This is a genomic window from Variovorax sp. GW458-11-26-14-LB1 (genome assembly GCF_059423965.1).
In genome coordinates, this window is record NZ_JBWKYW010000002.1 from 260,242 (window position 1) to 273,715 (window position 13,474).

14 protein-coding genes are annotated in these 13,474 nt (G+C 69.5%); 4 read left to right on the top strand and 10 right to left on the bottom strand.

Annotated features, from left to right (window positions below):
* Positions 1-125 precede the first annotated feature (125 nt).
* The 3 genes from AC07YS_RS02570 to AC07YS_RS02580 are packed head-to-tail and all read right to left on the bottom strand — an operon-like array spanning position 126 to position 1,515.
* On the bottom strand, positions 126-764 hold the full coding sequence (locus AC07YS_RS02570) for a 2-hydroxychromene-2-carboxylate isomerase (RefSeq protein ID WP_495266981.1): 639 nt from the start codon (positions 762-764) through the stop codon (positions 126-128).
* The gene (locus AC07YS_RS02575) at positions 761-1,030 is read right to left on the bottom strand and encodes a DUF1289 domain-containing protein (protein ID WP_082818188.1); all 270 of its coding nucleotides are present in this window, start codon (positions 1,028-1,030) and stop codon (positions 761-763) included. Before AC07YS_RS02575 ends, AC07YS_RS02570 begins: the two co-directional genes overlap by 4 nt.
* Positions 1,027-1,515 (bottom strand): YbaK/EbsC family protein, encoded by a 489-nt coding sequence (locus AC07YS_RS02580; protein ID WP_062477348.1) that lies wholly within the window; start codon positions 1,513-1,515, stop codon positions 1,027-1,029. Before AC07YS_RS02580 ends, AC07YS_RS02575 begins: the two co-directional genes overlap by 4 nt.
* A gap of 449 nt (positions 1,516-1,964) precedes the next feature.
* Between AC07YS_RS02580 and nirB the strand changes: the two genes are divergently transcribed.
* Genes nirB through AC07YS_RS02600 form a run of 4 tightly spaced genes read left to right on the top strand, consistent with a single transcriptional unit; the run spans position 1,965 to position 7,484 of the window.
* Positions 1,965-4,484 (top strand): nitrite reductase large subunit NirB, encoded by a 2,520-nt coding sequence (nirB, locus tag AC07YS_RS02585; RefSeq protein ID WP_495266980.1) that lies wholly within the window; start codon positions 1,965-1,967, stop codon positions 4,482-4,484.
* 26 nt (positions 4,485-4,510) lie between these two features.
* The gene (gene nirD / locus AC07YS_RS02590; protein WP_159272787.1) at positions 4,511-4,852 is read left to right on the top strand and encodes a nitrite reductase small subunit NirD; all 342 of its coding nucleotides are present in this window, start codon (positions 4,511-4,513) and stop codon (positions 4,850-4,852) included.
* A 50-nt stretch (positions 4,853-4,902) separates the two neighbouring features.
* Positions 4,903-5,715, top strand: coding sequence for a formate/nitrite transporter family protein (locus AC07YS_RS02595; RefSeq protein WP_062477339.1), 813 nt, complete (start codon positions 4,903-4,905; stop codon positions 5,713-5,715).
* Positions 5,716-5,732: 17 nt separating this feature from the next.
* Positions 5,733-7,484 carry a bifunctional protein-serine/threonine kinase/phosphatase gene (locus tag AC07YS_RS02600; protein WP_495266979.1) on the top strand — a complete coding sequence of 584 codons (1,752 nt, stop codon included), beginning with the start codon at positions 5,733-5,735 and terminating at the stop codon, positions 7,482-7,484.
* A 13-nt stretch (positions 7,485-7,497) separates the two neighbouring features.
* Here AC07YS_RS02600 and AC07YS_RS02605 read toward each other — a convergent pair whose 3' ends face one another.
* The 7 genes from AC07YS_RS02605 to AC07YS_RS02635 all read right to left on the bottom strand — a co-directional run bounded on the left by AC07YS_RS02605 (position 7,498) and on the right by AC07YS_RS02635 (position 13,451).
* The gene (locus AC07YS_RS02605; RefSeq protein WP_495266978.1) at positions 7,498-8,418 is read right to left on the bottom strand and encodes a hydroxymethylglutaryl-CoA lyase; all 921 of its coding nucleotides are present in this window, start codon (positions 8,416-8,418) and stop codon (positions 7,498-7,500) included.
* Between the two features lie 164 nt (positions 8,419-8,582).
* Positions 8,583-8,879, bottom strand: coding sequence for an acylphosphatase (locus AC07YS_RS02610; RefSeq protein ID WP_495266977.1), 297 nt, complete (start codon positions 8,877-8,879; stop codon positions 8,583-8,585).
* A gap of 9 nt (positions 8,880-8,888) precedes the next feature.
* Positions 8,889-10,058 (bottom strand): acyl-CoA dehydrogenase family protein, encoded by a 1,170-nt coding sequence (locus AC07YS_RS02615; protein ID WP_495266976.1) that lies wholly within the window; start codon positions 10,056-10,058, stop codon positions 8,889-8,891.
* Positions 10,055-11,281, bottom strand: a complete 1,227-nt coding sequence (locus AC07YS_RS02620; protein WP_495266975.1) for a CaiB/BaiF CoA transferase family protein — start codon at positions 11,279-11,281, stop codon at positions 10,055-10,057. The genes AC07YS_RS02615 and AC07YS_RS02620 overlap by 4 nt, the downstream gene beginning before the upstream one ends.
* Entirely contained in the window at positions 11,278-12,291 is a 1,014-nt protein-coding gene (locus AC07YS_RS02625; protein ID WP_495266974.1) for a Bug family tripartite tricarboxylate transporter substrate binding protein, read from the bottom strand. Before AC07YS_RS02625 ends, AC07YS_RS02620 begins: the two co-directional genes overlap by 4 nt.
* A gap of 24 nt (positions 12,292-12,315) precedes the next feature.
* Positions 12,316-12,705 carry a cupin domain-containing protein gene (locus AC07YS_RS02630; protein ID WP_095746917.1) on the bottom strand — a complete coding sequence of 130 codons (390 nt, stop codon included), beginning with the start codon at positions 12,703-12,705 and terminating at the stop codon, positions 12,316-12,318.
* Entirely contained in the window at positions 12,702-13,451 is a 750-nt protein-coding gene (locus AC07YS_RS02635) for an IclR family transcriptional regulator (protein ID WP_095947917.1), read from the bottom strand. Before AC07YS_RS02635 ends, AC07YS_RS02630 begins: the two co-directional genes overlap by 4 nt.
* Positions 13,452-13,474 lie beyond the last annotated feature (23 nt).

Below are 13,474 nucleotides of genomic sequence, written 5' to 3' on the forward strand. Positions count from 1 at the left end.
TTTCGCGAAACTGAACGGGCGCTTACGGTTTAGGGTGAAACCCGCGCTGCTCGTTTCAGCTTGTAAGAAACAAGGACCCTGCGCGGGTTTGTCCTCAGTCCTTGCTGCAAAGCAGCAAAAAAGCCTCAGCCCTTGCGCAGCAACGAGGGCCGCTGGTCGGCGCCGGTCCATTGCGGACCGTCGAACCAGGCATCGCCCTGCAGGTAGGCGCGCAGCATCGCCAGGCCGTCGAAGCCCCAGAACAGGCGACCGTCGACCACGTAGCAGGGCACGCCGAACACGCCCTGCGCCACGGCCTCGTCGGTGTTGCGCTTGAGCAGGGCCTTGTTCTCGTCGCCGTTCACGTCGCGCTTCGGCTGCAGCTGCGCCGTGAGCGCGGCCAGCCGCGTGGCATCGCCCGCCTCTTCGCCGCCGCGCCACACGTGGCGAAAGAGGGTTTCGGCCGCGAGGCGGCTGATGCTGCCGTCGTCGCCCGTGGCCACGGCCAGGCGCAGGTGCGGCAGCGGGTTGTACGGGTGCGAGGCCGGCATCTCGATGGGGATGCCGTGCGCCTGGCCCAGCCACAGCACGTGGCGGTAGGTCCAGCTGCGCTTCGAAGGAATCTCGGCCGGCCCGAGCTGGCCGTGGTGCTTGAGCAGCGCGCCCAGCAGCACCGGCTTGTAGGCCACGCTCACGCTCAGGCCTTCGAGCGCCTCGGGCAGGTGCTCGAACGCGAGGTGCGCGTAGGGCGAGATGAAATCGAGATAGAAGTCGATGTGCTTCATGCGTCGTGGTCTCCTGTGGTGGGTTCGGGCACGCGCCAGATGCCGGCCTGGGCCCGCAGTTCGATCGCGCGCCACACCTGGCGGCGGCTGTCGTCTTCCATCTTGCTCCAGCCGGCGATCTCGGGGATGGTGCGCAGGCACCCTTCGCAGAAGCCGCTCAGGCGGTCCATGCGGCACACCGACGAGCACGGCGAGGGCACCTCGCCGTCCATGCGCTGCACGGTGCCCGCGCGCTCGGCGAGCGCATGCGCTTCGTCGAAGTTCACACCACGTCGGCCACCGGCGCGCCGGTGAGCTTCTCGAGATCGGTCGGGTGCAGCTGGAACACCGCGTGCGGATGGCCCGCGGCGGCCCAGATCTCCTCGAAGCGGAACAGCTCGCGGTCGATCAACACCACGGGCTTGGTCACATGGCCCACCGGCGACACGCCACCGATGGTGAAGCCGGTGCGCGCCTTCACGAAGTCGGCGTCGGCGCGGCCGGTCTTGCCGACGATGGCATCGACCTTCTTCTCGTCGACGCGCTTGTCGCCCGAGGTGATGACCAGCACCGCCGCCTCGTCGCTCTTGCGGCGGAAGATGATGCTCTTGGCGATCTGCCCGACCGAGATGCCGAGCGCGTCGGCGGCCTGCTGCGCGGTGCGGCAGGCGTCGTCGAGCATGCGGGGCGCATGGGGATGGCCGGCGTCCTGCAGCACGCGGGAGACGCGCTGGACACCTTCAGGAAGGGAATGGAGTTCGGAGCCGCACATGGCAAGTTCTTCGGGGTTCGTGGGGGCGTTCGCCCTGCGTTGCAAGGCCCCGAGCATACGGAAAAGCCCCGCGCACCGGCGCCGCCGCCCCCATCCGCCCTTCAACCCCGGCGCACCAATGCGGAGAGCGCCGGCGCACGACGCCCGTGCGCGGCGCGCCGGCGCCGGTCCGCTTTCGGTGCGCCACCGGCCGATGAGGCCCGCCGCACGGGCTTTTGAGCGCGGCACGCTTATTGCTGAACAGGGTTGCGACCCACCGGCTTCTGCGGCGGGTTCGCAGTGCCTCCGCTAACGACGGCGGGGTTCAAGCGCACCGATGGCCGCCCGCCGCCGGTTCGTCTGCTCCAACCCATTTCGCATCCGTTCCGTCGCGGGGGCCCCAACGACGCTGTCTGTTCGACAGCGGCTGAGGGGGCGCCTTCCAGGGCCGGTTGCGTGCAGGACCCCCAATGAAGATCGCAGTCATCGGCCACGGCATGGTCGGCCACAAGTTCCTCGAGCAACTCCACACGCTCGGCATTCCCGACGCACAGGTCACCGTGCTGTGCGAAGAGCCACGCCCGGCCTACGACCGGGTGCACCTGTCCGAATACTTCTCCGGCAAGACGGCCGACGACCTGTCGCTGGTCGAGCCCGGCTTCTTCGAGCGCAGCGGCTTCACGCTGCGCCTGGCCGCGCGGGCCGTGGCCGTCGAGCGGCGCAACAACACCGTCACCACGGCCGACGGCGAGGTCATCGCCTACGACAAGCTGGTGCTGGCCACCGGCTCCAACCCCTTCGTGCCGGCCGTGCCGGGCCGCGACCGGCCGAACTGCTTTGTCTACCGCACCATCGAGGACCTGGACGCCATGAAGGCCTGCGGCGCCAAGTCGCGCAGCGGCGTGGTGGTGGGCGGCGGCCTGCTGGGCCTGGAATGCGCCAAGGCACTGCGCGACATGGGCCTGGAGACGCACGTGGTCGAGTTCGCGCCGCGCCTGATGGCGGTGCAGGTCGACGAAGGCGGCGGCCGCGCATTGCGCGGCAGCATCGAGGCGCTGGGCCTGCACGTGCACACCGGCCGCAACACGGTGGAGATCGTCGACGGCGCGAGCGCACGGCACCGCATGGTGTTCGCCGACGGCACGCACCTGGAGACCGACATGATCGTGTTCTCCGCCGGCATCCGCCCGCGCGACGAACTCGCACGCCAGAGCCTGCTGGCCGTGGGCCCGCGCGGCGGCGTGGCGATCGACAGCCACTGCCGCACCAGCGACCGCAACGTCTACGCCATCGGCGAATGCGCGTCGTGGAACGAACAGACCTTCGGCCTCGTCGCGCCGGGCTACGACATGGCGCGCGTGGCCGCCCGCCACATCGCCGGCCAGGACGACGCCGCCTTCACCGGCGCCGACCTGAGCACCAAACTCAAGCTGATGGGCGTCGATGTCGCCAGCATCGGCGACGCGCACGGCAAGACGCCGAAGTCGCGCGCCTACCTGTTCATCGACGAGCGCAAGCAGGTCTACAAGAAGATCGTGGTCAGCGAAGACGGCAAGCAGCTCTTGGGCGCGGTGCTGGTCGGCGACGCCAGCGAGTACGGCACGCTGCTGCAGCTGGCGCTCAACGGCATCGCGCTGCCCGACGAGCCCGAGTTCCTCATCCTGCCGTCGAGCGACGGCAAGGCCAAGCCGGGCCTGGGCGTCGAGGCCCTTCCCGACACCGCACAGATCTGCTCGTGCAACAGCGTCACCAAGGGCCAAATCTGCGAGGCCGTGGGCCAGGGCGTGTGCACGCCCGCCGAGATGAAGGCCTGCACCCAGGCCGGCGCCACCTGCGGCGGCTGCGTGCCGCTGGTCACGCAGGTCATGAAGATGGAAATGGCCAAGCGCGGCATGGCTGTGAACAACCACCTGTGCGAGCACTTCCCGTACTCGCGCCAGGAGCTGTACCACCTCATCCGCGTGGGCGAGATCCGCAGCTTCGCCGACCTGCTCGCCAAGCACGGCAAGGGCCTGGGCTGCGACATCTGCAAGCCGACCGCCGCGAGCATCTTCGCCTCGTGCTGGAACGAGTTCGTGCTCAAGAAAGACCTGGCCGGCCTGCAGGACAGCAACGACTACTTCCTGGGCAACATCCAGAAGGACGGCACCTACTCCGTGGTGCCGCGCATGCCGGGCGGCGAGGTCACGCCCGAGGGGCTGATCGCCGTGGGCCAGGTCGCGAAGAAGTACGGCCTGTACACCAAGATCACCGGCGGTGCGCGCGTGGACATGTTCGGCGCGCGCGTGGAGCAGCTGCCGGCCATCTGGGAAGAACTCATCGCCGCCGGCTTCGAGTCGGGCCATGCCTACGGCAAGTCGCTGCGCACGGTGAAAAGCTGCGTGGGCTCCACCTGGTGCCGCTACGGCGTGGACGACAGCGTGGGCCTGGCCGTGGAACTGGAGAACCGCTACAAGGGCCTGCGCGCGCCGCACAAGATCAAGTTCGGCGTGTCGGGCTGCACCCGCGAATGCGCCGAGGCGCAGGGCAAGGACGTCGGCATCATCGCCACCGACAAGGGCTGGAACCTCTATGTGTGCGGCAACGGCGGCATGAAGCCGCGCCACGCCGAGCTGCTGGCGAGCGACCTGAGCAAGGCCGACCTCATCCGCATGATCGACCGCTTCCTGATGTTCTACGTGCGCACGGCCGACCGCCTGCAGCGCACGAGCACCTGGCGCGAGAACCTCGAGGGCGGCCTCGAATACCTCAAGGGCGTGCTGCTGCAGGACACGCTGGGCCTGGGCGCCGAGCTCGAGGCGCAGATGCAGCACGTGGTCGACACCTACCAGTGCGAATGGAAGACCGCGGTGAACGACCCCGCCACGCGCCAGCGCTTCCGTTCCTTCGTGAACAGCGAGAAGCCCGACGAGCACATCGTCTTCGTGCAGGAACGCGGCCAGAACCGCCCCGCGCGCCCCGAAGAGCGCCGCGAAACCAGCGCCGCCTGAGCCAACGACAAGGAAGAAAACCCACCATGACCACCGACACCCAGACCTGGACCGCCGTGTGCGCCGCCGGCGACATCCTCCCCGACACCGGCGTGTGCGCGCTGGTCGACGGCGTGCATGTCGCGATCTTCCGCGTCGGCCAGGAGCCGTCGCTCTTCGCCATCGACAACGTCGACCCGAAGGCCGGCGCCAGCGTGCTCTCGCGCGGGCTGGTCGGCAGCCTGGGCGAGCGCATCGTCGTGGCCTCGCCGCTCTACAAGAACCACTTCGACCTGCGCAGCGGCGAATGCCTGGAGGCGCCCGAGCACTCGGTGCGCGCGCATGCGGTGCGCGTCGAAAACGGCCGCGTGCTCGTCGCGCTGGCCTGACGCCACTTCGCCCTCTTCCGATTTTTTCAGCCTCTCTCCAAGGACCCCGAATGGCCTACCTCGCCCCTGCCGAATTCGTGACCAAGATGGTCGACGCCGGTGAATCCAAGCTGCTGATGTCCACGCGCGACACGCTGATCCGCTCGTACATGGCCGGCGCCATCCTCGCGCTGGCCGCGGCCTTCGCCGTGAGCATCACCGTGAACACCGGCAATGCGCTGGTCGGCGCCATGCTGTTCCCGGTCGGCTTCATCATGCTGTACCTGCTGGGCTTCGACCTGCTCACCGGCGTGTTCACGCTGGCGCCGCTGGCCGTGCTCGACAAGCGCCCCGGCGCCACCTGGGGCGGCGTGATGCGCAACTGGAGCCTGGTGTTCGTCGGCAACTTCGCGGGCGCGCTGACGGTGGCGGTATTCATGGCGATCATCTTCACCTTCGGCTTCAGCGAGGCGCCCAACGCCATCGGCGAGAAGCTCGGCCACATCGGCGAAGGCCGCACCGTCGGCTATGCGGCGCACGGCGCGGCCGGCATGCTCACGCTGTTCATCCGCGGCGTGATGTGCAACTGGATGGTCTCGACCGGCGTGGTCGCGGCCATGATGTCGACCACCGTGTCGGGCAAGGCCATCGGCATGTGGATGCCCGTGATGGTCTTCTTCTACATGGGCTTCGAGCACTCCATCGTCAACATGTTCCTGTTCCCCGCCGGCCTGATGCTGGGCGGCAAGTTCACCTTCATGGACTACCTGATCTGGAACGAACTGCCCACCGTGATCGGCAACCTCGTCGGCGGCCTGACCTTCGTGGGCCTCACGCTGTACGCCACGCACTACAAGACGGCGGCCAAGCGCGTCGCCGGCTGAGCCACCGCATCGTTCGCATGCCCGCGCCGCCGCGCAAGCAGCTGCGCGTGACGCTCGGCCAGCATTCGCTGGCGGGGCTTCACGCGCCGGTCAACCAGGACTTCCACGGCGCCATGCTGCCCGAGGGCGCGCTGCGCGTGTCCAAGGGCATCGCCGTGGCGCTGGCCGACGGCATCGGCTCCAGCCGCGTGAGCCAGGTGGCGAGCGCGGCGGCCGTGCGCGGCTTTCTCGACGACTACTACGCCACCTCCGACACCTGGTCGGTGCAGCGCGCGGCGCAGCGCGTGCTGGGCGCCACCAACGCCTGGCTGCACGCGCAGACGATGCGCAGCGACGCGCGCTTCGACAAGGACAGCGGCTACGTCTGCACCTTCAGCGCGCTGATCCTCAAGGGCCGCGACGCGCACCTGCTGCACGTGGGCGACGCGCGCATCCACCGACTGCACGCCGGCGCGCTCGAGCAGCTCACCGAGGACCACCGCGTGCGCGTGTCGTCGGTGGAGTCGTACCTCGGGCGCGCGCTGGGCGCGGGCGCCCATGTGGAGATCGACCACCGCTGCTGGCAAGCCGAGGTCGGCGAGGTCTACCTGCTGGCCACCGACGGCGCCTACACGCACCTGGACGCGGCCGCCGTGCACGAGGCGCTGGCGCTGCACGCCGACGACTTCGACGAAGCAGCACGCTGGCTCGCGGAAACCGCGCGCACCCGGGGCAGCACCGACGACATCACGGTGCAGCTGCTGCGCATCGACGAGCTGCCCGACGCCGCCGCGCCGCCCGCGCAGCTGCAGCGCGAAGGCCTGGCGATGCCGCCGGCGCTGGCGCCGCGGGCCCGCTTCGAGGGCTTCAGCCTCGTGCGCGAGCTGCACATGAGCGCGCGCAGCCACGTCTACCTGGCCACCGACGACGCCACCGGCCAGCCCGCCGTGCTGAAGCTGCCATCGGTCGACCTGCGCGACGACCCCGGCTACCTCGACCGCTTCGTGCTCGAGGAATGGGTGGCGCGGCGCATCGACAGCCCGCACGTGCTCAAGGCCAGCGCCGTCGAGCGCCCGCGCGCGCACCTGTACGTGGCCATGGAGTACGTGGACGGCCACACGCTCGCGCAGTGGATGGTCGACCACCCCCGGCCCGACCTGGACAGCGTGCGCGGCATCGTCGCGCAGCTGGCGCGCGGGCTGCAGGCGCTGCACGGCAAGGAGATGCTGCACCAGGACCTGCGGCCCGAGAACGTGATGATCGACCGCACCGGCACCGTGAAGATCATCGACCTGGCCGCGACCCACGTGGCCGGCCTGGCCGACGGCAGCGGCGAGGCGCGCGCGCTCGCCATCGAAGGCACGCTGCAGTACACCGCGCCCGAGTACTTCACCGGGCACGGCGGCAGCGCGCGCTCCGACCTGTTCTCGCTGGCCGCGATCGTCTACCAGATGCTGTGCGGCCAGCTGCCCTACGGCCTGCAGGTGTCGCGCATCCGCACACCGGCCGACGTGGGGCGGCTGCGCTATGTGCCCGTGCGCCACCTGCGGCCCGAGCTGCCCGCCTGGGTCGATGCCGTGCTGCAGAAGGCGCTGCACCCGCAGGCCGCGAAGCGGCAGCAGGCGGTGTCGGAGTTCGCGCACGACCTGCGCGCGCCGGGCCCGGAGTTTTTGAGTGCGCGGATGCCGCCGCTGATCGAGCGCCGCCCGGTGCTCTTCTGGCAGTGCACCACCGTGCTGCTGGCCGCGGCGGTGGTGGTGCTGCTCGGGCTGCGCGCCTTCGGGCGCTGAGAAGAAAGAAGGCTCAGCCCGCGCGCTTGGTGCGGATCGCCTTCGAGGCGCGCGAGTTCGGTTCACGGCCCAGCGCTTCGCTGATGTACACGCCCGCGTCGATGAGCTTGTCCAGGTCGATGCCGGTGGCGATGCCCATGCCGTGCAGCATGTAGACCACGTCTTCGGTCGCGACGTTGCCCGTCGCGCCCTTGGCGTAGGGGCAGCCACCCAGGCCGGCCGAGGACGACTGGAAGTTCCACACGCCGAGTTCGAGCGCCGCCAGCGTGTTGACCAGCGCCTGCCCGTAGGTGTCGTGGAAGTGGCCGGAGATGGCGTCGACATCGAAGTGCGCCAGCGTGGCCTCCATGGCCGCCTGCACCTTGCGCGGCGTGCCCACGCCGATGGTGTCGGCCACGTCCACGCGCTGCACGCCGATGCCCTTCATCAGTTGCGCGAGGTAGCCGACCTTGGCCGGCGCGATCTCGCCTTCGTAGGGGCAGCCCACGGTGCACGACATGGCGCCGCGCACGGCGATGCCCTTGGCGCGCGCCGCCTCGACCACGGGCGCGAAGCGCTCGATGCTCTCGGCGATCGAGCAGTTGATGTTCTTCTGGCTGAAGGCCTCGCTCGCGGCGCCGAACACCACGATCTCGTCGGGCCACTCGTCGCGCGGCGCGGCGATGGCGGCCTCGAAGCCCTTCATGTTGGGCGTGAGCACCGAGTAGAGAACGCCCGGCTTGCGCGTGATGCCGTGCATCACTTCGGCGTTGTCGGCCATCTGCGGCACCCACTTGGGCGAGACGAAGCTGGTGACCTCGATCTCTTTCAGGCCGGCGTCCTGCAGGCGGTGCACGAGGCCGATCTTGACCTCGGCGGAGACGGGTTGCTTTTCGTTCTGGAGGCCGTCGCGCGGACCGACGTCGACGAGCTTGACCTGGGTGGGGAGTTTCATGGGATGTCTCTGGTGTCGCTGTCGCGGGAGGGTGATGAAAAACCGGCTTCGATTGTCTGACACATGGGCTTGCGCTGCTTGGTACACAAGTCGCAGAAGGTAGCAATGCGCGCCTGTGGGGTTGCAAATGGTGCCAACCGGTCGGCCCCGCAGGAAAACAGCCGCTAGACGGTTTCGCGCTGCACGAAGCCGTCGGGCAGGTCGCTCGCGGCGTCGGCCTCGCTCACATCGACCGCCTCCACGCGCGCACCGGCCGGCCCCTGGCGCGCCCAGTGCACCAGCGCCTCGACCGCATCGGCCTCGCCGGCCACGAGCGCTTCGACCTTGCCGTCGCGCCGGTTGCGCACCCAGCCGCGCACGCCGAGACGCTGCGCGGCCTGCACCATCGACCAGCGGTAGCCCACGCCCTGCACGAGGCCGTGGACGACGAGATGGCGGGTGATGGTGGCGTGTGGGTTCATGGGCAGTGGTCAGTACGACTTCGGCAGCCCCAGTGCTTTTTCGGCGATGAAGTTCAGGATCATCTGCGGGCTGACCGGCGCGATGCGCGGGATGTAGCTCTCGCGCAGCAGGCGCTCGACATGGTATTCCTTCGCGTAGCCCATGCCACCCAGTGTGAGCACGGCGTTCTGGCAGGCATCGTGCGCCGCCTCGGCCGCGAGGTACTTGGCGGCATTGGCCTCGATGCCGCAGGGCTCGCCCGCGTCGTACAGCGTGGCGGCCTTGAGCATCATGAGATCGGCCGCCTCCAGGTTGGCCCAGGCGCGCGCGAGCGGATGCGCCACGCCCTGGTTCTGTCCGATAGGCCGGCCGAAGACGACGCGCTCCTGCGCGTACTGCGAAGCGATGCGCAGCGCGGCGCGGCCGATGCCGATGGCTTCGGCCGCGATCAATATGCGCTCGGGGTTCAGGCCGTGCAGGATGTATTCGAAGCCGCGCCCTTCCTCGCCGATGCGGTCTTCTTCGGGCACTTCGAGGCCGTCGATGAAGAGCATGTTGGAGTCGACCGCCGCGCGGCCCAGCTTGTGGATCTCGCGCACCTCGACCTTGCTGCGGTCCAGCGCCGTGTAGAACAGCGTGAGGCCCTGCGTGGGCTTCTTCACCTGATCGAGCGGCGTGGTGCGCGTGAGGATCAGCATGCGGTCGGCCACCTGCGCGGTCGAGATCCAGATCTTGCGGCCGTGCAGCAGGTAGCTGCCATTCGGCTGGCGCACCGCCTGCGTCTTGAGGCTGGTGGTGTCGAGCCCCGCGTCGGGCTCGGTCACGGCGAAGCAGGCCTTCTCGGTGCCCGCGATCAGCGGCGGCAGGAAGCGCTGGCGCTGCGCCTCGGTGCCGAACACCACCACCGGGTTGAGCCCGAAGATGTTCATGTGCACCGACGACGCGCCCGACATGCCCGCGCCCGACGCGCTGATGGCACGCATCATCAGCGCCGCCTCGGTGATGCCCAGCCCCGCGCCGCCCTGCGCCTCGGGCATGGCGATGCCGAGCCAGCCGCTCTCGGCGACGGCGCGGTGGAATTCGTGCGGGAACACGGCGCGGTCGTCGTGGTCGCGCCAGTAGTCGATGGGGAAGTCTTCGCACAGGCGCTCGATGGCAGCGACGAGCGAGCGCTGGTCTTCGTTCAGGGAGAAATTCATTCGCTGTCTTTCATGGGTTCCGGCTGCAGCGTGACGCCGCGCGCGAGCAGGCGGTCGATGGCGTCGTCCGCGTAGCCCGCTTCGCGCAGCAGCTCGACGCTCTGCTCGCCGATGCGCGGCGCGGGCCGGCGGATGGCCGCGGGCGTGGCGCTGTAGCGGCCGACGGGCGCGAGCGTGCGGATGCGGCCTTCGCTCGGGTGGTCGAACTCGGGGAAGAAATCGACGGCGCGCAGGTGCGGGTCGTCGAGCAGGCTCTCGGTGGTGTGCAGGCGGGCGACGGGAATGTCGGCGGCTTCCAGCAGCGCCATCCATTCGTCGCTGCCGCGTGTGGCCATCACCTCGGCCACGAACGCATAGACCGCGCCGATGTTCGCGGCGCGCGCCGTGTGCGTGCCGAACATCGGCGAGCTGCGCAGCGCGGGCCGGCCGATCACGTCGAAGAAGGCCTGCCAGTGCTTGTCGTTGTAGATGAGCACGCCGAGGTAACCGTCGGCCGTGGCGTAGGGCTTGCGGTGCTCCGCGAGCAGGCGCGCATAGCCGGTGGGCCCGAGCGGCGGCTCGAAGCTGTGGCCGCCGAGGTGGTCGCCCATGACGAACTGCGAGAGCGCCTCGAACATCGGCACTTCCACGGCCTGGCCCTGGCCGGTGCGTTGCGCGCTGAGCACGGCCGCGAGCAGCGCGATGGCGGCCTGCAGGCCCACGGCGCGGTCGGCCAGCGTGACGGGCGCGTAGCGCGGCGCGCCGCCGCTTTGCTGCGCGAAGAGCGAGGCGACGCCGGCCGCACCCTGGATCAGGTCGTCGTACGCGGGCTTGCCGGCGTACGGGCCTTCTTCGCCGTAGCCGAAGGCGCCGAGGTACACGATCTTCGGATTGACCGCGGCCACGGCCTCGTAGCCGAGCCCCAGCCGCGCCATCGCCTGCGGGCGCGTGTTGTAGATGAGCGCATCGCAGCCCGCCGCGAGCCGCAGGCAGGCCTCGCGGCCTTCGGGCTGCTTGAGGTCGAGCACGATGGAGCGCTTGTTGCGGTTCAGGTGCATCGCCATCGCACCCATGCCCGCATGGCGCATCGGGCCGACGGCACGCAGGTTGTCGCCCGACGGCGGCTCGACCTTGATGACGTCGGCGCCGAGGTCGCCGAGGGTCTGCGTGGCGTACGGGCCCATCACCACGGCCGTGAGGTCGAGGATGCGGATGCCTTCGAGGGGGCCGGTCGCGTCGCTCATTCGGGTTGGATGCCCGCGGCCTGGATCAGCTTCTTCCACTTCGCCAGCTCGGACACGGTGAAGGCGCCGAGTTCTTCCGGCGTGCTGCCGAACGCATCGAAGCCCAGCTTCGTCACGCGCTCACGAAACGCCGCGCCGTTCGCCATGTCCGCGAGCGCCTTGTTGAGCTTGAGCACGACATCGCGCGGCGTGCCGGCTGGCGCGAACACGCCGTTCCACGAGGTGATGTCGAAGCCCTTGAGCTCGGGCGTGTCGGCCAGCGGCGGCAGTTCGGGAAAGAGCTTGGTGCGCTCCTGCGTGGTGACCGCAATCGCGCGCATCTTGCCGGCCTTGACCGTGGCGAGCCCCGCGGCGAGGTCGACCACCATCATCGACACCTGTCCGCCGATGAGGTCGGCGATGGCCGGCGGCGTGCTCTTGTAGGGCACGTGCAGCATCGGGATGCCGCTCATGCGCGACAGCGTGGCGCCGCTCACGATGCCGGTGCTGTTGCCGCTGGCGTAGGTCAGCTTGCCCGGATGCGCGCGGCCCCAGGCCAGCAGCTCGGCGACGCTCTTCACGGGCAGGTCGTTGTTCACCACCAGCATGAACGGCAGGTTGCCCATGCGGCTGACGGGCGCGAAGTCTTTCACCGGGTCGTAGGGCAGCGACTTCATCAGACTCGGGTTGGCCGAGTGTGTGGTGTTGGTCGTCATGAAGAGCGTGTAGCCGTCGGGCGGCGCCTTGGCCACCAGCTCGGCCGCGATCACGCCGCTGGCGCCGGCCCGGTTGTCGACGATCACCGAGGCCTTGAGCGCCTCGCCCAGCATCTGCGCGGTGATGCGCGCCACCGCGTCGGTGCCGCTGCCGGCGGCGAAAGGCACGACGAGCTTGATCGGCTGCTTCGGGTAGCCGCCGTCCTGTGCGAAGGCCCAGGGCGCGGCGCCCACGAGGCCCGCCGCAGCGCCGATGGAAATGAAACGGCGGCGGCTTTCCACCGCGACTGTTTCTGTCGCGTTCTTCGTCTGCATGGTTGTGTCTCCGGGGGTTGTCGTTCAGGGCCGGATCACGCGCTCCGGCGATTCCTCGTACGGCGGGCTGTAGATCACCAGCACGCGCACCGGCTCGTCGCTCACCACCGTGAAGGTGTGCATCGCGTCGGCCGGAAAAAAGCAGCTGTCGCCAGGGTGCAGCTCCTGCCGCTGGCCGCCCACCTCGGCGACCGCGCGGCCTTCGAGCATGTAGCAGACCTGTTCGATGCCCGGGTGCGCATGCGGCAGCGCGCCCTTGCCCTTCTGGATGTGGCCCACCAGCACCTCGAGCTGCTTCGCACCCACCGTCTCGGGACCGATCAGGCGCTTGTTCAGCGTGCCGGTGTGGTTGGCGGGGTGGTAGCCGGTGATCTCGTCCTCGCGGACGAAGTAGCGCGCAGCGGTGGCAGTCATCGGGGGCTTTCTGTCTTGGGTTCGATGGCGAGGCAGGCCGAGCGCAGCATCGCGGCGATGTCGTCGATGCGCGCTTCCATGCGGTAGCGCGGGCCGGCCACCGAGATCGCGTAGGCCTCGCCACCGATGCGCAGCGGCCAGGCCAGGCCGATCAGGTCGGGAATGCTTTCGCCGAGGTTGCCGTACCAGCCGCGCGCGGCGCCGCGCTGCAGCTCGGCCTCGATGGCATCGGCGGTGGTGAGCGTGGCGTCGGTGAGCGGCGCGAGCGTCATGCCCTCGAGCAGCTTGCGGCGCGCCTCGGGCGCGAGCGTGGACAGCAGCGCGCGGCCCAGCGAGTTGGCGTACGCGGGGCGCGTTTCGCCCGACTCGGCCGTGTAGCGGATGCGCTGCGGCGCGCTCAGCACGTCGAGGTAGACGACGTGCTCGGCATCGCGGAACTTGCCGAACACCACCGTTTCGCAGGCGGCGTCGCGCAGCTCCTCGAGCGTGGCCTTCACCCGGTCGAGCACCGGGTCGTGCGCGGCGATGACCTGCGCCATGGCCAGCAGCCGCCCCGTGGGGTAGTAGCCCTGGCGGCGGCCGGTCTCGTACATGTAGCCCTGCTCTTCGAGCGTGCGGATCAGGCCCAGGCAGCTGGACACCGGCATGTCGAGCAGCCGCGCCATCTCGGACAGGGCCAGCGGCTGCTTCTCCCGGGCGAAGAGCTCGACGATCTCGATCACGCGGAACGCTGTTTTCACAACCATGAAGAAATTTTCTCGTATGTGAA